Annotated in this window: 15 protein-coding genes; 5 read left to right on the plus strand and 10 right to left on the minus strand. The window is 37.9% G+C overall.

The annotated features are described in order from the left end of the window. Positions 1 to 26: 26 nt before the first annotated feature. The 8 genes from IE080_RS08035 to IE080_RS08070 all read right to left on the minus strand — a co-directional run bounded on the left by IE080_RS08035 (position 27) and on the right by IE080_RS08070 (position 14,789). Positions 27 to 872: a BT_2262 family domain-containing protein gene (locus IE080_RS08035; protein WP_189580410.1), complete on the minus strand. Its 846-nt coding sequence runs from the start codon at positions 870 to 872 to the stop codon at positions 27 to 29. A 19-nt stretch (positions 873 to 891) separates the two neighbouring features. Beyond that, positions 892 to 2,322 (minus strand): RagB/SusD family nutrient uptake outer membrane protein, encoded by a 1,431-nt coding sequence (locus IE080_RS08040; RefSeq protein ID WP_189580412.1) that lies wholly within the window; start codon positions 2,320 to 2,322, stop codon positions 892 to 894. 14 nt (positions 2,323 to 2,336) lie between these two features. Further along, positions 2,337 to 5,327 (minus strand): SusC/RagA family TonB-linked outer membrane protein, encoded by a 2,991-nt coding sequence (locus tag IE080_RS08045; RefSeq protein WP_189580414.1) that lies wholly within the window; start codon positions 5,325 to 5,327, stop codon positions 2,337 to 2,339. 362 nt (positions 5,328 to 5,689) lie between these two features. Next, positions 5,690 to 7,222: a RagB/SusD family nutrient uptake outer membrane protein gene (locus IE080_RS08050; RefSeq protein WP_189580416.1), complete on the minus strand. Its 1,533-nt coding sequence runs from the start codon at positions 7,220 to 7,222 to the stop codon at positions 5,690 to 5,692. Positions 7,223 to 7,245: 23 nt separating this feature from the next. Beyond that, on the minus strand, positions 7,246 to 10,329 hold the full coding sequence (locus IE080_RS08055) for a SusC/RagA family TonB-linked outer membrane protein (RefSeq protein ID WP_189580418.1): 3,084 nt from the start codon (positions 10,327 to 10,329) through the stop codon (positions 7,246 to 7,248). Positions 10,330 to 10,955: 626 nt separating this feature from the next. After that, on the minus strand, positions 10,956 to 12,875 hold the full coding sequence (locus IE080_RS08060; RefSeq protein WP_189580420.1) for an OmpA family protein: 1,920 nt from the start codon (positions 12,873 to 12,875) through the stop codon (positions 10,956 to 10,958). Between the two features lie 5 nt (positions 12,876 to 12,880). Then, a complete protein-coding gene (locus tag IE080_RS08065; RefSeq protein ID WP_189580423.1) occupies positions 12,881 to 13,510 on the minus strand; it encodes a 7-carboxy-7-deazaguanine synthase QueE in 630 nt (209 codons plus the stop codon). 115 nt (positions 13,511 to 13,625) lie between these two features. Then, entirely contained in the window at positions 13,626 to 14,789 is a 1,164-nt protein-coding gene (locus IE080_RS08070) for a homogentisate 1,2-dioxygenase (protein WP_189580426.1), read from the minus strand. 326 nt (positions 14,790 to 15,115) lie between these two features. Between IE080_RS08070 and IE080_RS08075 the strand changes: the two genes are divergently transcribed. The 3 genes from IE080_RS08075 (at position 15,116) to IE080_RS08085 (ending at position 17,214) form a co-directional block, all read left to right on the plus strand. Beyond that, complete coding sequence (locus IE080_RS08075; protein WP_189580429.1) at positions 15,116 to 16,156, plus strand: ParM/StbA family protein; 1,041 nt, start codon at positions 15,116 to 15,118, stop codon at positions 16,154 to 16,156. Positions 16,157 to 16,167: 11 nt separating this feature from the next. Continuing rightward, positions 16,168 to 16,647: a bactofilin family protein gene (locus IE080_RS08080; protein WP_189580432.1), complete on the plus strand. Its 480-nt coding sequence runs from the start codon at positions 16,168 to 16,170 to the stop codon at positions 16,645 to 16,647. A gap of 204 nt (positions 16,648 to 16,851) precedes the next feature. Then, positions 16,852 to 17,214, plus strand: a complete 363-nt coding sequence (locus IE080_RS08085) for a response regulator (protein ID WP_189580435.1) — start codon at positions 16,852 to 16,854, stop codon at positions 17,212 to 17,214. On the opposite strand, the gene IE080_RS08090 is transcribed toward IE080_RS08085, so the two are convergent. Then, the gene (locus IE080_RS08090; RefSeq protein ID WP_189580438.1) at positions 17,198 to 18,256 is read right to left on the minus strand and encodes an ATP-binding response regulator; all 1,059 of its coding nucleotides are present in this window, start codon (positions 18,254 to 18,256) and stop codon (positions 17,198 to 17,200) included. The two genes, IE080_RS08085 and IE080_RS08090, sit on opposite strands and share 17 nt — an antisense overlap. Further along, a complete protein-coding gene (locus IE080_RS08095) occupies positions 18,246 to 20,825 on the minus strand; it encodes a sensor histidine kinase (RefSeq protein WP_189580441.1) in 2,580 nt (859 codons plus the stop codon). The genes IE080_RS08090 and IE080_RS08095 overlap by 11 nt, the downstream gene beginning before the upstream one ends. Positions 20,826 to 20,947: 122 nt before the next feature. Here IE080_RS08095 and IE080_RS08100 point away from each other — a divergent pair, with 122 nt between their 5' ends. Then, on the plus strand, positions 20,948 to 21,655 hold the full coding sequence (locus tag IE080_RS08100) for a LytR/AlgR family response regulator transcription factor (protein ID WP_189580444.1): 708 nt from the start codon (positions 20,948 to 20,950) through the stop codon (positions 21,653 to 21,655). A 1-nt stretch (position 21,656) separates the two neighbouring features. Beyond that, positions 21,657 to 22,055, plus strand: a complete 399-nt coding sequence (locus IE080_RS08105; RefSeq protein ID WP_189580447.1) for a response regulator — start codon at positions 21,657 to 21,659, stop codon at positions 22,053 to 22,055. The last annotated feature ends 36 nt before the right edge of the window (positions 22,056 to 22,091 follow it).

Raw genomic sequence — 22,091 nt, forward strand, 5'->3', positions numbered from 1 at the left:
CCCCACTTTTTTTAATTTATTTAACATTATTGGCGTCTTAGAAGCACTGTACCTCCATCACCCCAAGTATTACCCCACTCAAGAAGCAATGAACCGTCTGCATTTACTACTCCTGAAATAATGAATGGATCACCAAATTGATCGGCATTTGATTGAAGTCCGGTAATCACATTACAATTGTCTAAAATAGAACCAGCCGGAGATGCTAATTCGTAGACAGCTTCATACAACCCAAAGGAAATATCATCGACTCTGTACAACCCTGCACTAGTTCTGGTAAGGTTAACAATATTCTCAAAGTTAACATTATTAACAGTTTGAGAAGCGCCTCCACTACCATCACCTACTCGAAGTACTTGATGAAGAGCAGTGTAAGCACCAGCTAACTCAGATGGACAAATAACTCTGATTCTTACAGTAACTTGACTGTAGTTGGCACTTACTGCCACGTTATTACTCGCAGAAGTTATTCTCAATACCAAATTAGGAGTCTCACTAGGATCAATATTACCAGTAAGAACTGTTACAGGAACATTTACTACATTTTCTCCAGCAGGAATGACGATACTAGTAGATGGAAGCTGGAAATGTACACCAGCAACAGCAGTAGACTCACTAGTAGGCTCAAAGTTAACCGTGATTGGGGCGCTTTGAGGGGCTCCAACAAGGTTCAACTGAATATTGTAAGTATCAGTTTGCGTGCTAGACGCTCTTACAAAGTTAACAAGAGGACCATTTTGAGGTAAGGTAGACGCATCAAATTCAACCTCCAAACCATCCCATACCCTGAAGAAATCAGCCTCATCCATACAGGAGCTTAGAAGCCCTGCAGAGAAAAGAAATAGGAATATATAAACTATTTTATTTTTCATAATACCAAATATTTAGATTTTAATAACCAGGGTTTTGTACAAGGTTCTCGTTAAGCAAAATTTGAGCATTAGGCAAGAAACTTAAAACTCTGTAATCTGTATAAGGAACAGTTGGAAGACCTCTATGTTTTCTGATATCCAACCCATTTCTCTTCAAATCAAAGAATCTATGACCCTCAAATGCAAGTTCAACTCTTCTTTCATGCAAAATAGCTTCAAAAAGATCATTGCCAGTTAAACCAGGAGTAAGAGGACCAAGATTTCTTTTACTTCTTAATGCATTGATATCATTATATGCACCAGCAGTATCGCCTGTCTTTTGTCTTGCTTCAGCTCTGATAAGCAATAACTCAGAAGCTCTAAGAACTGGTAAATTCTCTAGAAAATTACCTTTTGCACCTCTCCACTTCAAGGAAGCGTGTACAGTACCATTAAAACCAGATCTTGTAGTCGCTCTCCAGGCACTTAATCTAGCATCTCCAGGCTCATGGCTATTAATCAACTCCTGAGAAGCACTAACTACAAACTGTGCCTGTGCTAAATCATTATTAGCTAATGAAGCAACAGAGTTATTAACACCATCCACAGTTGACCAATCAACTTGTCTGATCTCGATCTCAAATAAAGACTCTGGGTTAGGGAAAGTATTAAAACCAGTCATATATCCCTCGGCCTCAAGAAGACCTGATCCGTCATTACCAATACCAGCAGTACTCATGGCGTCAGTCGCTAAAGCGATTGCGCGATCATTTCTACCCCAATACAAGTAAACTCTTGCCAGCAATGCCTGAGCTGCAGCTCTATTTGCTCTATAAACATTAGCAGAACCTCTATTGGCAACAGGCAACAAATTTATTGCTTCGAGCAAATCGGCTTCTATCTGTTCGTAAACTTGAACATTAGTAGAACGTGGACGAAGGTCAGCATCAGAAAACACAGCAGTTGGAGTCGTTCGAAGGATCGCTGATAAATTAAAGCCATTAACCTCTCTACCAGGCTCATATCCAAACACCCTAGCTTGATCAAAATGCACAAGGGCACGCACAAAGAAAGCTTCACCTTTCAGACGATTTTTAGTATTTTGATCTCCAGGAACTCCGTCTACTCCAGCAATAACTAGGTTAGCATCGTTGATAGCAGACCAGTTGTTAAGGTTCCATAAATTAATATGAGATCTATCTTGATTTACTTCCTCACCAACATATCGTCCAGTATTTGCAATCACCAGAAGGTTATCTGCCAAAGCTTCAGGTGCTAGCACCATTGTTTGTCCGTAAAACCCGAAATCCCTTAATCTTGCATACATGGAGAATGTAAGAGACGTATAACCACTCACATCAGAAAATGCTGTCTGAGGAGTTAAAGACTGTCTTGGATCAACATCAAGTACATCAGTACATGCACTTACTGCAATCAAGGCAGAAACAACAAATAATTTTATATATTTCATAATTCAATATCTATTTAGAATGTCAAATTGATTCCACCAGAAATTTGCATTGCGTTAGGGAAGGCAGCGAAAAACGAGTTACCCACGTTAACACCAGCAACCTCAGGATCAATACCAACGAAATTAGTAAAGGTTGCTAAGTTAACACCCTGAACAAAGGCTCTACCTTGATTCACACCAATTTTTCTAATCAAATTAGACGGTAACTCATAACCCAATGTGAGGGTTTTCAAGCGGATATAACTTCCATCCATTATTTGTCTCGAAGTAAACCACTGTGTGTATCCAGAACCACCTGGTCTGTTACCACCTTCCCAAGGCTTTGGATTGGACACCATGTCACCAGGCTGTCTCCAATAATTAGCTTGATCTCTCAACTGATTATTTGGACCAGAACCTGTGGAACCCAAGTTGATCAAATCAGAGTTTTGAGCTAAGTTACCAAACTGATACTGGAAGAAGATTTCTAATGAAAGAGGTCCATAAGAGAAGTTATTGGAAAATCCACCAAAGCTAGTTGGTAATAAACTTCCAAGATAGCTTTCTGCGATATCAGCATCTCTGATTGTATACGTATAGTTTCCAGTAGCATCCTGGTACATAGGACGACCATTGGCAGGGTTAACACCTAGGAATCCAGGAGCAAATACTGGATTCAATGGCTTTCCAACAACAATAGTATTACCAATTCTGTCATTTCCATCAAACAATTCTAACACTTCGTTTTCTAAGAATGTCACATTGAAAGCTGTTGTCCATCTAAATTTACCAGCAACAACGTTTACTGTCTGTATATCAATGTCAACACCTTGGTTTCTCATACGACCAGAGTTTCTGAAGATAGATCCAAAACCTGAATCAATTGGCAATGCAGCATTGAACAACAATCCATTGGAATCTCTTCTCCAAAAATCCACGGTAGCTATAATACGGCCATTGAAGAAAACTCCATCGATACCAATATTTGAAGATTCTGATTCTTCCCAAGTCAACAAGTTGTTACCTAATTGAGTAAGACGCAATACAGGCGTACCTAAGTACTGACCCGCAGAACCCGCAAGAGATAATGAAGCAAAATTAGGAATCTCTGAGTTACCAGTAACACCGTAAGATGCTCTCATTCTTAAATCATCAAGCCAAGTAACGTCTTTTAAGAATCCTTCGTTTGATAATCTCCATCCAACTGATGCAGCACCAAATGTACCATACTGTACGTCATTTCCGAATCTGGAGTGACCATCACGTCTGATAACAAAATCGGCTGTATACTTATCATTGTAATCATACTTCGTCTGAAAGAAGAAACCAACTCTTCTAAATTGAGTAAAGTTTGAACTAACAGCAAGAGGAGTGGCAGCATTTTGAAGGTATCTCAAAGCTGGATTTGCAAAACCCTGACCGTTAGCTGACATGAATTCTCTAGTTTCTGTTTTGTATTCATAACCAAGGATACCAGAAACTGTATGGACATCATTAAATTTCTTGTTGAAATTGAAGTTATGGTTAGTGTTGAAGTTTACATTTCTCCTATCTTGAAACAATGCAGAACCACCTTGAGCTCTGAAAGCTGCTATCGTGGATGGTCTTGAATTTTCATCTCTTGAATCAGAAAAATCAACCCCTGCAAAGGAAGTAAAAGACAACCAAGGTGTAAACTGATAATTCAACTGAATATTAGAAACGGTCTGAATAGTATTCGATAAACGTAATTCCTCTCTAACACCTTGAGCAATGTTATATCCAAATAAGTGATCTGAAGGATAATCTCTGAAAGTACCATCTTCATTACGGATAGGAATACCAGGTCTAGAAGTAAAACCAGCTTGGAATGGGGAGTTAACAAAGTTACCTCTATCAATAGCACCATTTGTTTTTTGGTAAGCCAATGATAAATTAGTGTTGATAGTTAGTTTTTGATTTGCTCTATGAGTCAAGTTCAATCTTCCAGTTGCTCTTTGATAATCGGAAGATACTAACTGAGAACCCTGATCTGTGTAAGAACCTGAAAAGAAAAAGGTTGTCTTATCATCACCACCTGACATTGAAAGATCGTAAATGCTTAATCTCGCATTTTGGAAAATATCATCTACCCAACTATTAGTAAATAAGTTTGGATCATCTGGATTCCCATAAGTAAGAGCTGCTGATTCAGCAGAACCACCTGCATTAACAATTGCAGACCGCTTGAGAGCAGCAAGTTCTCTTGCATCCATCACATCATACAAGCCTAAAGGTTGTACAACACCCTCTTGCACAGACAAACGAATTTTTGTAGCACCTTTGGAACCTCTTTTGGTCGTAATCAATACCACACCATTGGCAGCTTGAGCTCCATATATCGCACCAGCAGCAGCATCTTTCAACACTTCGATTGATTCAATATCATTAGGGTTAATAGAAGCAAGAGCGTTTTGTGATCCTTGACCTGAAAGACCTCCAGCAGGAACTTGCACACCATCAATGATGTAAAGCGGGTCATTGCCAGCATTTACTGAACCGACACCTCTAATTCTAACATTTAGCGTACCACCTGGCTGTCCAGTACCAGAAGCAATCTGAACACCTGCAATTCTACCCTGAATAGCACGGTCAAAAGATTGCATAGGAAGATCCTGAATAACTTCTCCTTTAACAGAAGAAATTGCACCTGTAATCTCTCTTCTGTTCAAATCACCAAAAGATGTGATCACAAACTCCTCCAAATTTCTTACATCAGGCTGCAAAACCGCATTAATAACGGTTCTATTCCCGATGTTCAATTCTTGCGTAGCGGAGCCAACGAAACTAAACACAAGTACATTACTGCCTTGTGGAACATTTAACGAATACTGACCATCTAAGTCAGTAGCGGTACCAATAGTAGTACCTTTCACTACCACTGAAGCTCCTGGTATCGGCATTCCATCCTCACCGGATGTTACCGTTCCAGTAACTACGCGTCCTTGTGCAAAAGCCGAAGCCGAGGCAAACAAGAGCACAAGTCCTAGAAGTAAAACTTTCCTCATAATTATTTTTTTTGGTTTAACGATACCTCAATTTTATCTATTAAGTTGAAATAAAGCAAAACCTAGCAGAAAATTTACATATGGATGTAGATGTATATATATAAAGAAAATTTTGATTTAATAGCTTAGGTAAAATTTAATTCGCATTTCAAGAAAAAAGTAAAAGACTAAAAACTTCTTAAATACTAATACGCTTATTAGGGAAAAGATAATTTTTTTTTAACAAAACTTAACACAAAACCTTTTTTTTAAAAAACTTGAGCAATTGTTACGAAAAAGAAAAGCAAAAGGTTATAGTTTACAATAAAAAAACTCCCTGCACCAACATATACAGGGAGTCTAAAATTAAATTTTTAGCATAATTAATAACCTGGATTCTGAGGAATCGGAGTTTGGCTATTGTTTACAATCTCATCAATAGGAATTGGCCATACAAATAGATTGCTTGTATACAGTAAATCATGGTCAGTTGGAATTGCCCTATCGGTTGTGTAAAAATCTAAACTTGTAATGGACCTTGATGTAGCCTTCAATGGAATACCTGGCATTCTACCTTCACCCGACAAACGATGGATATCAGCCCATCTTCTACCTTCTGCTAGGAACTCGATTCTACGCTCATTAAAGATTGCAGTCAACAGTTCATCTGTATTGGCAAAATCGGCTGTTGTGAACGAAGGAACTGTGGACGGTAATGCGCGGTCTCTTACTGAATTTAACAATTCAATAGCAAGCGAATTATTTCCTAAACGAGCATTTGCTTCAGCTGCATTTAAAACTGATTCTGCATATCTCAAAATAGGATTCGGGTCAGTCCTGGTCACAACATCTGTATATTTAAATGTGTAGATACCTCCAGCATTTCTATCTGTCAATTCCGTTCTTCGGATATCTTCCGTATGCCAAAAATCTGATCTCCAAATAAGTGGGCTAACCTTCACAAGACCTCGTGCTCCTCTTGCAGGATTTCCATACATGGATGGTAAAGCACCATTGACACCTGCATTAGATTCTGCAGTATGCACAAAGGAGAAAATATTTTCGGCACTATTGACTGTTCTAAACGGGGTAACTGGAGAATCCATCAAAGAATACGTTCCTGCCAACTTTGCATGCTCATCGATTACCCCTTGCCAATTGCCCATGTGCAACATTACTCGGGATTTTAAAGCAATAGCGGCACCTCTTCTTACACGGGCATGATTACGTGTCAATGGCAGTAACTCCTCAGCCTCGTTCAAATCAGCTAAAATCAACGCATAATCCTCCCCAACAGTAGTTCTTCCAAGGGTTTCATTTTCTGCGACCAAAGGAACATCATTGATTGCTACCCGTCTGTAGGGAACACCCATGGAACTAGGGTCATCCATGTAGGGTCTGGCAAAATGTGTTAGCAATTCATGATGTCCTAATGCTCTCATGAAGAGCATTTCGCCTCTTAATGTATTTCTCACTTCTTGAGTAATGACTCCATTTTGCAATGCTGCATCCAAGCTTTCCAACACTATGTTGGCTCTATTGACCATTCTGTAAATGGAAATCCACATCCCATTGTTGTTTGCACTGAACGGTGTATGGGCAGCAATGTACGTGATCTCATAAAACAGCTGATCATTGTACATATCTTCACCTCTCATATCACCTTGCTGTACATTGGCAGCACCAAATGGGTATCCTCTACCTGCCTGACCGGCTGAACCCAAATAGAATCCTTGTTGAGCAGCTTCATAGACTCCTAATACAAGAGATTCAACTCTTGCGGCAGTTCCAAAAGATTCCTCATCAGGAATCAAGTTTGCGGGTGACAAATCAGTCACCTCACAGGAACTAGTGATCCCAGCAATTGCAATCGCGGCAATCCCTAACTTAATATTTCTAAATCTAATTTTTTTCATCTTTTTTCAAGTTTTACAGAGCATTAAAACCCTACATTTACACCAATCGAATACGTTCTGAAGATCGGGGTCACATTCCAGTCTACACCAAATTGCAATTGACCTGCAAACTGATTTGCCTCAGGATCTAAACCAGAATATCCAGTGAAAAGGAATGGATTTTGCGCTTGAGCGAAGAATCTCGCACTGGAGATGGCTCCTTTAAATGCACTTTGTAACGTTGCTGCTGGCACAGTATATCCAATCACTATGTTCTGAACTCGTAAGAAATCTCCTCTTTCCACAAATCTGGAGTTAGAAGCCGCAGTTAACCACATGTTGGCATCCTGTCCTGAATACTGTCTTGGGATATCTGTTTGCTGACCAGACTCTGTCCATCTGTTCATGACAATGGCATTATTATTAGAAAATCCTTGACCTAATTGACCTCTTAGGGTCTCATTCATGATAAAATTACCACCTGAAAATCTAAAGAATAGTTCAGCATCCCAATTACCGTAGGTAAAGTTGTTGATCCATCCTCCTTGCCATATAGGCAATGTATTACCCAAAAACTCCTGTGTTGGAAGACCTGCAGCTGTGGAAATATTAGCAGGATTAGCAGGATCAAATGCTCTCCAACCTAAATTTCCTTGTTGCAAATTAAATTGAACAATGTCATCCCCTCTAAAATACATTGGGTTACCATTAGCTGGATTTACACCTGCCCATCTAAATCCATATAATTGAGCAATAGGCCCTCCTACTTCTGTTCGGTTGTAGGTCGAAACAATTGGCTGCACTAGGTTGGTCACCTCATTTCGGATTAAGGTCAAGTTGAAATCAGTATTCCAAGAAAACTTACCTCTATCGATGACGTTGGTAAACATCCTGAATTCTATACCCTCGTTAAACATGGAACCCACATTTTGATTGATTGAGTTGCCAGGTACACCTAAAGATGGAATAGTCGGAGCACTCAAAATCAAACCATCAATGTTATTTCTAAAGACATCAGCAGCAATAGTCACCTTGCCTATCGTCATATCTAAACCGATGTTCAACTTCTTGGAAGTCTCCCAAAGAAGTCCTCTGTTGGCAATTCTATTGTATCCCAAGCCTGCACCTGCACCTCCCAATACCGGGCTGAATCCTCCAAATGCAGCAAAAGTACCGATCTCCGTATTACCTACCTCTGCATAGGAACCTCTGATCTTGAAATCAGAAATCAAACCTGAATTAAAAAACGACTCATCGGAAATTCTCCATCCCAAAGAACCTCCAAAGAATGTACCTCTTTGATTCTCTCTGGCCAAATCTGAGATCCCGTCATTTCTAATGGTAAAGGAAGCCAAATACTTACCTTTGTAACCATAATTGATTCTACTGAAGTAAGAGTCAAACCCTCTATCGGCAAATCCCCCTCCTGAAAACTGATTATTGTAGGAGCCAGAAATCAAGTTATCTCTTCTAAAGAAGTCATCAGAAATATCATTCCCAGACGCTGAGAAGTTATAAAATTGATCATACTGGAATTCTGCACCTACAGTTACATTCAAAGTGTGATTATCAGCGATAATAGTTTGATAGTTTAAGGTATTTTGCCAATTCCAACGGGTAGCTGGGTTAAAAGCCATAAATACAGATCCATTTACACTCTGTCCATCACCATGTCTTGGATCTAAAGACTGGAAGTCCTCAGCCAAAGTCAAATCCACACCTACCATCGATCTAGCTGTTAATCCTTTAGCTAAGTCAACTTCTGCATACGTATTACCCAAAATCCTATGAATTCGGTTTCTGAAAACATTGTTATCTAACACAAATCCAATATTTGGCAAATTATTATCAGGACCAGCCAAATTGGTACCAAAACCAGTTGTTCTACCATCTGCTGTAACATTAAATCCATCGAATCTAGAATTTGCAGGATCAAATGGTGAAACATTTGGTAGCGCACGCGTTGCATTTAACATAATACCGGAAAGTGAGTTGGCACCCTGATTCAAACCATTTATTTCGGTAAATGAGTAATTCAAAGATGTTCCTATTCTTACCGATTTAGACACACTATGATCTACATTGGCTCTGAAGGAGTATCTTCTCAAGTCATTCAATTCTAAGGCAGACTCTTGTTCTGTGAAACCCATAGAAAAGAAATACTTCGTAGCATCGGAACCCCCAGAAATGGAAAGGTTATGCTGCTGAGTGAAGCCTCTTCTCAAAATTAAATCCTGCCAATCTGTATTTATGTCACTTGGATTTGCCAATGGTGCCTGATTCGCATTTGCTCTTCTTTCATTAGCAATTGTCACAAAATCATCTCCATTTAAAAGATTGAAGCGATTTTGTGCTTCATTAAAGCCTACAGAGGTATTATAATTCACAACTGCCTTACCAGAGGAACCTCTCTTGGTGGTAATCAAAATAACGCCATTCGCAGCCCTAGAACCGAAAATTGCAGTGGCAGAACCATCTTTTAGTACCTCGAATGACTCAATATCTGCAGGATTAATATTTGCCAATGGGTTGGACGCATTTACTGCAGATCTGTCTGCATCCACCACAGGTACTCCGTCGATTACGATCAATGGGCTTGCACTTCCCGTGATGGAGTTTACACCCCTTACTCGGATAATCGGAGCAGCACCTAGTGTCCCGTTAGGCGTCGTAATCTGAACACCCGGAGCACGACCTGCTAGCTGTGACTCAAAAGAAGGAGTCACCAAGTTCTCAATTGATTTGTTGCTAATAGAGGTCACAGAACCCGTAATATCCCTGCGCTCCTGTGTACCATAACCTACCACCACAACTTCATTAAGGGTTTTAAGGTCTTGCTCCAACAGCACATCCAATACGCTATTATTTCCTACACGCACTTCCTTTTGTAGAAAACCTACAAAGGAAAATACTAAAACTACATTATCACCACTTGGGATAGATAAAGTGTAGTTACCATTAAAATCTGTCACGGTACCATTGGTAGTACCTTTCACAAGAACATTCACCCCTGGAATTCCCTCAGGCTCTTCTCTAGAAGTCACCTGACCAGAGACAGTTCTACTTTGCGCAAACACCGCCGATGATAGCAATGTCAAAAATGCGGTTACTAGTAAAATCCTCTTCATGTTATTTTTTTGAGTTTTATCAATCAGGCAATTCTAAGTTAAAGCTTGTTAAAATTCAATTAGTATAAATTTTATTCATACTTTAACAATAGCTTAACACTAAAATTTTATTTGGAAAAATAAACCTATAAAAGTAGAAAACAGAAGATATGGGAAACCAAATTTTAGGCCACGAAAAAACTATCTAAAAGGTTTAAACAAAATTTTAATTCTAATTAAGGGTAATTTTTCAACTTTTATACGCTAAAAAACAATTTATAAACAAATATTTTACGGAAAAACACCTTCAACTAGGTAAAAAAACGAATTTTTAAATAATAAACCTAAATCAGAAGAATATATAAGATGAAATCATATAAATATTTTTTATGATTATTCAAATTTTGAAACCTTACACCCAAACCAAACAAAAAAATGGCAATTCAACAAATTCCAAACAAAAAATTAATTCCCTAATAGTTTCTTTGATCATTGCCAAAATTTTGAAAACACCGGAATAGCCTTCAGAAACTATTAAATGCAAAAATTAATTGAAAATCCCAATGCACCAACCACTGGCCTTCAATGGCAATTTTTAATGGTTTTTTTTAAAAACCATCGTTGAAATTATAACCATTAATTGGATTTTACTGAATGGAAATCGTAATTCTCCTGTTAAATGCACGGTTTTCTGCTGTATCGTTTGGTTTGATGGGTTCTCTGTCTCCCTTACCTAAAGGAATGGCTCTTCCTTCCTTAATGCCTTTCCCTAACAAGTAATCTTTAACAGCCTCAGCTCTGCGTAAGCTCAACCCTTCATTATAAGCAGTAGATCCAACATTATCAGTATGCCCGTTGATATAAATATTAGCGTTCGGGTTGGTAATCAAAAATTCATACAAACGCTTCAACGAAGACATGGATTCCGGCTTGAGCTCATGCTTATCAAAGTCAAAGAAAATATTTTCAAAAACAAACTCCTCTCCTGTTGCAATAGGAATCAAGGAGATTTCGAGATTATCTTTGTTTTTCAAGCCATCTTTATCAACATTAAAAATCTTTGGAAGGTACCCCTCTTTTTCTACATATAGGCCTGAAAAATCTTTGTCAGGATACAACATCATAAACTCCCCAGAAGCACCATCAGCCCTAAATTCATATAGGGTACTATCATTACTCAGACTAACTAATGAAAGTCTTGCGTCAATTGCTTTTCCCGTTTTACTATTGACAACTTTTCCTTGTGTAACAATTAACTTATCGCCCAATGCTACAGATTCAGGAAATTTGAAACGATATAACAAAGATCGTTCTATTTCCTGCCCCTGAAAAGTACTTTCTGTGTAGTAAGCATAATCCCGTTGGGCTGTAATAAACAATGAAAACTGATCCCTATGATCATTGATAGGATAACCAATGTTTTCGGGCTCTGTAAACTCCCCATCAATTACACGGGATAAAAAAATATCCAATCCACCAAGCCCCAAATGTCCATTTGAAGCGAAAAATAACACCTCATTATTAAAATACATAAATGGTGACACCTCATCCTTTGGTGTATTTATGATTCCTCCTAAATTTTTTGCTTCAGACCAAGAACCATCAGCTTTTCGAACAGTATACCAAATATCATTACCCCCATAACCTCCCCTTCTATTAGAAGAAAAAAACAACATGCGTCCATCAGCAGAAAGAGAAGGTTGGGAATCCCAAAATCGGGAATTCACATGTTTGCCCATATTACCAGGGCGCTGCCATTTTCCATTGACCCGATAGGCAATATACAAATCGCAACTCCCAAATGAATCCGGGGCATCGCATGAAGTGTAAATCAAAATGTTACCGTCAGCAGAAATTGTACAAGTCCCTTCGTTATAAGGTGTATTAATTATTTCACTAATACCCGCAGGTTTAGTCCAATTTTCGCCATCATCTAAAAGGTAGGATACAAAAATATCCTCTTTCTGAAAGTCTTTGATGCCATCTCTTTTAGTAAAGAGAATTTTTTTACTATCAGCTGTCAGTACCGGAAAATATTGCATAGCAAACTGATTCAAAGGTTCAGGAAGTCGCTCTTTAGTGATATCAAGAGGGTTTTCCAAAACCAATCGAACATATGCAATACGTGCACGTTGATCGATGTATTCTCTTGAACTTCTGAACGATGGAGTTAAATACTTATCAACTGTATCAAAGCTAGTAACGGCTTGTTCAAATGCTCCTTGAGCCAAAAAAATGTACATTTTGAGCCAACCGATGTCGGCCTGAATTTGTTCGCTAGCCTTCCCCGCCCTAGCCTCTCCACGGTTGACAACCTCTAGGGCTTCATCTAGCTTTTTTTGGGTAAATAGGATTCTACTCCACTTAATATAACTTTCCAAAAATCCACCTTCTCGCTGAATTGACGCTTTATACTTTTCAATAGCCTGATCATACATCCGCCTTTTCGCCAATTCGTCACCTTCTTGATGCATCTTAATAGCCCGGCTATCAATGATAGAATAAGTCTGGGATTGAACTGCAAAAGCTTGTAGGAAAATAAAGACAAGAAAGACTAAACGATTCATGGGCATCAAGGGATGTCCATAAATTTATGAGTTTGTAGGGAAATATTCCAAACTGGATTCGATTTTACGTACTCAATAATGCTTTTCAAGTGAATATTTTGCTTACTCCATTCAGGTTGCAATAACTTTTGACACTTTTTTGAAACCAAAGCGGCATACTTCTCTGCAAATTGAAAATCGGAACTATGGTAAATCACAACTTTTAATTCGTCTGCTTGCTCGTAAATGGATGGATGAGGAGCTTTGAATTTCTTAGGAGAAAAACATACCCAATCAAAATCCCCCGAAAAGGGATGAGCGCCGGAAGTTTCGATATGGGTTTTAAACCCAGCAGCTTTCAAGGCTACCGTCAAGGGGCCTAATTCATACATCAAAGGCTCTCCCCCTGTGATAACAGCCACCCTACCTGGATATTTGGATGCTTCCGATACAATTTCGTCTACCGAAACCACAGGCCATTTAGCCCCTTCCCAAGATTCTTTGACATCGCACCACACACATCCTACATCACAGCCGCCTAATCGGATAAAGTACGCTGGAACTCCTGAATGGGTTCCTTCTCCTTGGATGGTATAAAAAGCTTCCATGAGCGGAAGTGCTGTCCCGGCTTGTACAGCTTCTTGAAATGCTTGCATATAAATTTTTGATAAAGCGGGTAATTGAACCGCTGGTGAATACTGATTTTAGGGCTGCAAAGGTATAAAAAAAGGACTGATTTCACATCAATCCTTTTTCTTGTTTGAATCTTTCCTATTCCGACCAACTCATTGGGTATGCAGGATCTACAAATTCTAAACCCTGTGTGGTTACAAACAAAGGCCTAAAAGTATCCAACATGACGGCCAATTCATGGGTCTCTTTAGCACCGATGGATTTTTCTACTGTACCTGGATGAGGGCCATGAGGCAATCCACCCATGTGTATGGTAAAGCTTCCTCGATCGATGCCTTTTCTGCTCATAAACTCCCCTTCGGCATAATACAAGACTTCATCTGAATCTATATTGCTATGATTATAGGGTGCAGGTATCGCCAATGGATGATAATCAAACAAACGAGGAACGAATGAGCAAATGACAAATCCCCAAGCTTGGAAAGTCTGATGCACCGGTGGTGGCTGATGAATTCTTCCTGTAATCGGTTCGAAGTCATGTATGGAAAGTGCGTAAGGATACAAGAAACCATCCCAACCTACAATATCCAGCGGACTATGTCCATAAGTATAGGGATGTAACATGCCTCCTTTTTTGATTTGGACGAGATACTCTCCTTTTTCTGCCTCAGTGACCAAAGCTCCCGGAGGACGGATATCACGCTCACAATAAGGGGAGTGTTCCAATAACTGACCTACCTCATTCCTGTACCTTTTGACAGTCTCAATTGGTCCGTGAGATTCGATAATCAACAATCGAAGTGGTCCTTCTTCCTTAAATTCAAATCTATATATAGTCGTGCGAGGAATGACAATATAATCTCCCTGCCTTACTTCCAACTTTCCAAATTGGGAGTACATCACCCCTTCTCCATCGTGGACATAGATCAGTTCATCTCCATCTGCATTTTTAAAATAGAAATCCATTTTCCGCTGTTCGGGAGTACAGATCCCCATCATGCAATCATTGTTCATCATCAACATCTTGCGGGCGCTGAGGTAATCCTTACCGGTAGTTGCTACGCCTGCTGTCTTCAAATGTGTCTGCTTCAATCCATGATCTTTGGCCGGTTCCCAGGAATAGGGCGTTGGTTGACCGATTTTAAGTACATTATTCGGATTATGGATATGGTATAAATTGGAGTAGATTCCTGAAAAACCTTTGGAGCTGACCAATTCTTCTTTGTACAAAGAACCGTCCGGCTGCCTGAATTGGGTATGTCTTTTGGGAGGTATATTCCCAAGTCTATAATAATAAGCCATGCTATTCGGGTTTATAGTTTTTTTCAAAAATAATCTCCTTAGGATTATAAATAAATGAATTGTTAAAGAAATTACATATTGATACAGAAAAATAACATGCGAAAAATCTAAAAGCAAACTGAATTTTGAAAACCGATTCCATTAAAAAACTTAATTCCTTTTAATCAAAATCATTCAAATCCAATTCATTACACTATAAGCACATATCATTTACATAAAAAATCGTCTGGTTTTTGATCTCATTTTCGATTGTTACTTTTGGAATTCGCAACTACATAGAAATTAGTTGAAATAATTGAATTTAAAAAATTAAAAATACTATACCAATGACATTCAATAGCGAAAACATCCTAGAGATAGAGCAAATTCCCAGTGTATATGAAAGCAATAACAAAAATCTTCGATTTGTATCTAAAGACTTAATTAACGGAGTTAAGATAGTCCATAATGACACAGACTATGTTGTGGGAAATTTAGCACTATCAGAAGGAATTTCACCCCATAAAAATATAAATAGCTCCCCAGAAGAACTAGATTACAAAATCTTATTAAAAACAGGATTATTGTTAAGTTTTCATAAAATAGGAAATCCAATTACTCTTACAACAGGATTTCCTTTTTCAACTTTTCAACTTTATAAGGACCAGGCAAGAGAAATGCTCGTTGGAGCCCATATCTTAGAATTTGATACTGCAACATTTTCTAACGGAGGAAAGAAAAAAATCGTGGCAGAAGTAGACAGTGCATTCGTAATGCCAGAAGCAGTAAGTTGTGCTTTAGCTTTACGAAAGCAGGGCACTGCAAAAGGAAATTTTTTCGTAATCAGTCTTGGTTACGGTACCTTTGAAGCAATTTTGTCTACTGAGGGCGGATTGGTTCAACGGTCATCAGTTTCTACTTTTGGGTTGAGATACGCCATTAAGCTATTGGAGGCAGAGCTATCCAAAACATACTATTTAGATTTAAAAAATGAGCACCAGCTTGATACCGCATTTAGAAATTCATTTATCTTTTTAAATCGAAAAAGAGTAGATCTGACCGAAATTAAAGGAAAAGTTTTAAGACAGTACTACGAAGATATTGTTTCCCCTGCACTTAGAAAGGCATTTGATGATAATGATTTTGCAAAATCAAACATTATGTACCTCGCAGGCGGTGGAGCAATGTATCCTGAACTAAATGAATGTTTTCAAAAAGAATTTGAAGGTATTGTTGAGGTGAAGATCCCAGAAGATGCTGTTTACCTTGCAGCTAAAGGCTATTGCTTTAATAGTTTAATGTCCAATGGTGGAGATAAAGGTCGTGCAATGGGACTAGACATAGGTAACTCATCAACAATAATTTGCACATTTAAAGTCGAGTGTTAATAGTTTAAATCATGAGCACAAGTAAAGAAGTATTTGTAACAATTTTCTCTAAAACCCTAAGACTAGTTGGTGATATAGTAACTAAAGGAGATTTAAGGATTGAAGGAAAAATTGATGGTTCAATTCTCTGCGGGGGTAAAGTAGTGATTGATAAAGATGCCGAAGTACATGGCCCCGTTCATGCTGATTCTGTAGAATTATTGGGCAGTTGCAATGGAGAGATTTTCGCACATCAGGGAATTACTTTAGCTAAAACCGCAAAACTTAAAGGCAACTTAACAACTAGAAACTTATCAATAGACAATGAGGCAATTATTGAAGGAACTATTCAAATAAATAAAAATTTACCAGGTCTTGATTATGAAGGGGTCCGCAACAAGCGTAAAGTAGGAGAAAAAAATATAGCAAAGCTCTCTTTAAATACCCATTGGAAAAAAAATACTCAGTCGGTCGAAAATGAAGAAAACATATATGGCGAAGGATGGATTTAAACATTCAATAAATTGACAATTACAATTTAATTTCTATTAGATTACATTTATTTATTAACAACCAAATCAAAAGAACCATCAAATCTGATAGATTGATTAGAACTATACTATCGAGCATAATTTATATTTTTATATTAAACTAAATTTACAACACTTATTAACAACTTTCTTTTTAGCAACACTTAAAAGAAATAATCTACATTAATGAAAATACTATTAGTAGAAGACGACCCATTGATTCGCTTATTAATTGCTACACAATTAGAAAATAACGGCTACTCAACCATAACTGCAAACAATGGTAAACATGCATTGGAGGTTCTTGAAGAAAGTACTTCAATTAAAGTCATTGTAAGTGATATCATGATGCCCATCATGGATGGAGTAGAACTTGCACTTGAACTGAAAGAAAGCAAATTCAAAAATATACCTATCCTGGCAATTACTGGAGGAACTTATTTGGAAGAAAATGGAGGCGATCCTAATCCTTTCAGCTATGTACTAAATAAACCTGTCTATGTACATGAATTAATTGAAAGAATAGAAGAGCTTACCCTATCAATGTAGACCCAAATGAAAGGATTGCTTCAAATTCAAGATTTTTATTAATCTTAAATTTCAGCACTGCATCATTTTTTTCTGCCAATTCCTGCGCGATGAACATACCTAGTCCAAAACCCTGCTGCTCAAACACATCTCTTTTAAATTGCTGAAAAGGTTCTGCTTTGATTTCTTGAGATGAAGAAAAAAGATTTTGATTATTGATAATCGTAAGCGTAGGAAAGTCTATGATAATACTGACGGGTTTTTCATCTGAAACAAAGCTTGACGCATTTTTAAGTAGCTGATCCACTATTTCTTTAAAATGTTCTTCTGTAAAACTAATGGAGAAATCATGTTTAATCTCTACGCAAACGCCTTGATAATCGATTTTTTTAGAAATATGATCTTTTAAAAAATCACCTATGGATGCAATATTGATAGGGGTTATTTGAATAAAATCAAGAGTCTGGTATTTTTTCAACATCTTGAGACTAGCATCCAAGCGCTTGGATGCATCCAATGCCTGATTGATAAACAAATCGAAATCTTCGGGGGCTATGGTTGACCCATATGCCTTTAACAGTTCCAATGATGCTATTACGCCTGCAAGGGGCGTATTCATTTCGTGAAAAAAAACTTTCCGCTGTTTTCCAAAGAGTTGCTTCAGCTCCGCAAACTTTAAACGATTGCGCGTTTCCCGTTTTTTTAATGCGATATCAATTGCAGCAATCAGATCTCTAGCTTTTACAGGCTTCACCAAGTAATCCTCAGCCCCAGACTCCATTCCCTTGCGTTGATCAGCCTGATCCATTTTTGCTGTCAAAAAAATAAATGGGGTTTCTAATAAGTATTCCTTTTTTCTAAATGCTTTCAAAAGTTCAAACCCATCTATCTCAGGCATCATGATATCAGAAATCACCACATCAAATACATCCGATTCCAAGACAGCCAAGGCCTCAAGACCATTTTTAACAGAAACAACATGATAACCAGAGAGCTCCAAAATTTCCGCAACATTTTCCCTTAACTCAGCTTCATCTTCAGCTAGTAATATTCTATATGTCATTTTTCATTGGTAGTTCAAGTTTGAATATTGTCCCTATATTTTCATGACTTTCAAATGAAAGTTCAATACCTAATCTATTGGCAAACTCCTTGACTATATTCAGTCCCAATCCAGTACCTTTAATAGTAGTGGCATTTTTTGCTCTGAAAAATGAGTCGAATATATATTTCTGTTCTGATTCAGGAATCCCAATCCCAAAGTCTCTAATTTCGACATATGCAGATTTTTCATCTGTCAATAAGGTTATTTCAGGATCTTGTTTTCCCTCAGAATATTTAAACGCATTGTCAACTAGGTTAGTTACTATATGTGATAACCATATGGGGTCTGTGGACAGTTCCAACTCTTTGAGTTTGCTGTAAAAACGTAACTTTCTACCTTCTGGCAAAGGATAGTTATCGACAAGATTCCTAACAAATGAAACGATTTCCACTTGCTGCATGGTAATAACTATTTTTTCCTGAGTACTTTTACCAATTAACAATAAATCCGATATCACCTTGGTCAATCGCTCCACTTGCTGATTAATCCTGCTTAAATGAATATCCCACTTTTCTGTGGTAACAGTTGGAAGACTTTGTTGTGATGTAATCAACGATAAAATATCTGTACTACTCAAAATCGTTGCTAGGGGCGTTCTAAACTCATGCGATGCCATAGAAATAAATCGAGTCTTTAACTGGTTCAATTCCTGTTCTCGTACGAGCATTTCTTTCAACTCTTCCAGCATTTTCTCCCGCTGAGTAACATCTCTTGATGTAGCTAAAAAGCTATAAACATTTCCATTACTATCTTTAAGCGGAGTCATTAAAATCTCAAGAGAAACGAACTCTCCAGTGAGCATGTTTTGGTGTGGCATCACAAATTTTTCTGAACTACCTGAGCCACTCAAAGCCTGTTCCTTCACCTGAAAAACCTCTGAGGGCCTTTTGCCTATCAATACCTCTGGCTTTACTCCCAAGACTTTCTCGATGGAAGGAGAAACATATAAAAATCGCATATCTAAATCGTGCAGTGCAATGATATCGCGTGTGTTTTCAGAAACTAACTTATACTGTTCGTCTGCTTTTTGCCTCAAAGATTCAGCATTTTTCCTAGCGCGATTGATACGAATGGCACTGATCAAGTTGGCATAACCCGAAATCAATGGCTCTAAGTAATCAATATCCTCTTGGGTATAGTCAGTAGGCTTATTAGCAAATCCCATCATGCCGATAAACTTACCGGCCTTTTTGACAGGGATTCCGATATAACGTTCTAGGGGAGGATGCCCTTTGGGGGTGGTATGTCCTGCTCTAGGGTCAGCATTCACATTATTGGAAATGACTACCTCACCTGTTTTTAAGGTATAGCCAAATAGCGTATCTAAGTTACGAAAATCAATTCCTGCCCGATAATTATTTCTGAAAAACTCTGCAGAAGCCTCGTCCCAAGCCAAATTAGACAAGGTATGAGACCGAAGGAAAGGTTGCCCATTTTCATCGTATAAGATCTCTCCGATGAAACCAAACTTACTCCCTGTAATTTGTAAAATCTTATCCAAAAAAACCTCTAAGGGACTTTGAAAATCATCCTCCACAAAAAAACTCAGATGGGCTTCATTTACAGCCTGCAATAATTCATTCAGTCGTTGTTGGGCTTCCTGGCTTTCAAGTAAAGCATCCAACATTTCTTTTTCATTATGAATATCGACCAAGGTACCAGTGTAACCTTTTATAACCCCATTTTTACCTCTCAAGACCTTTGCAAAAGCACGAACCCAAATACTTTGATTGTCTTTTCTGATCAATTTCAACTCTAATGTCCCCTCCTCAATCAGCCCCTGCTTTATTTGCAGTCGCTTTCCATCAATTGAAGGTAAAAATATGGGGTCATAGAATTTGTAGGCACAAACACCGATAGTTTCTTCAACAGCATATCCTGATAAAATCTCCCATCGTTTATTAACAAAAGAAACATTCCCATTGGAATCAATTAGAAACACCACATCATTGATATTGCTGATTAAATCATAGTAAGACTTTCTACTCTTTAAAATTTTTTTCTGCTGTTTTCTATTTAAGATTTTGGTTCCAATTGTAGAAGCCAACGCGTGTAGAGAAAAAACCTGTTCTTCGGTAAACAGCACTTCAGCAGAGCAATTATCAAAGCCCATGTATCCCCAAAAATAAGCCCCTGCAAAGATGGGTACAAATAGATATGCTAAAATACCTTGAGCTTTCATGGCCTCATAAAAATCTCCATTGTTGGTATCTTTCACCAAAGCATTGACCACACGATTGGTTTTCATATCATGTTCGATTTCCTCAAACATTTTCCAAGGCAACAAATGCAGGTATTCAAAATCCAACTGTGATTCTACCCCTTCTTTAGACCATTCAAATGTATAAGTCATGCAAGGCTCTCCTTGCTCATTTAAATGATTTTTGAAAACATATACTCTATCCACTCCTGTGGCCTGCCCAAGCTTTTGGAGGATGGTATTGATAGACTTTTTTAGACTGGCATTATTCTCAATCTCGAAATAAGATTCACCGATTGCTTTTAAAATATGGGCACTAGTATACATTTCACATTTTTTATTGACAAAGTACGTGCAATTCCCTTATAAAAAATACCCTTTATTTTACATTAAGTAGCTGATTATTTTTCTTTTAGTAATAAACGCATTTATTGCAGGAAATTTAAACTATGAAAAAAATACTGATAGTTGAAGATGAAAAAGATTTAGCAGAAAATCTTCGTGACTTATTAGAGGCCTTAGGCTATGTGGTGGTAAAAGTTTTTGACCAAGCTCAATTTGTATTAGAATATCTAAAAACAGAAGCTGTTGACTTGATTTTGATGGATGTCATGATCAAAGGCAGCATGGATGGTATAAAACTGACAGAGGAGATCAAAAAGTCGCACCCTATTCCTGTTGTTTTCATTACAGCATTTTCAGATCAGGGAGTTCTTGAGCGTATATCCAAAGGGAAGTATGAAGGTTACCTACTTAAACCTTTTAGTCTCCAAGCATTAAAATCAGCCGTTTTTCTTGCGCTCAACAAGCATGCTATTCTTGAAAAAGACTTGGAAGGAGCATCTAAAAACTCACTAAAAATCAGAGATAAAGGATATGTTGTACCAGTATCACAGGACGACATCCTATTTGTGGAAGCAGATGGCCTTTACAGTAAAATTGTAACCATTCAGAAAACCTATGTACTTCGCGGTATTTTGAAAGAGATCAGTAAAAACCTTGACCCTAAAAAGTTTGTACGTGTACACAAATCATTTACAATCAACATAAACCAGGTCACATCGCTGAATGCCAAAGAGCTTGTCATTGGTGAGCATATTATTCCGATAAGAAGAGGCTTCTACAAATCATTACTGGGACTTATCAAATTAAATTAACATGTTATTACATATTATTGAGAACAATCTGGCCGATATTACGCTCTACAGAGAATTATTGGAGGAAATAGACCCTTCCATCCAATTACTCGTCAGCGAAAATGGGCATCAGGCCTTGGAATCACTCACAAACTCTTCTACAGAATCACTTCCTAATGGGGTCTTGCTAGACCTTAATATGCCAGTAATGAACGGGATTGAGTTTTTAAAAGTCTTCCGAGAATGGAATGCTAACCTTGAAATCCCCGTCATCATACTTACCTCGAGTGAAGCACCCATTGACATAAAAAAATCTTACGAAAACAACTGTACTGCTTTTTTCACCAAACCTTTTGAAGCTGAAGAAACAAAAGAACTTATGGAATTAATCATTGATTTTCTAAAAATCAGATCACGTTAAAAATCTTTAGTTTTAAACGTAATATCTCGGATAATT

The organism is Mongoliitalea lutea (genome assembly GCF_014652135.1).
Lineage (GTDB): Bacteria > Bacteroidota > Bacteroidia > Cytophagales > Cyclobacteriaceae > Mongoliitalea > Mongoliitalea lutea.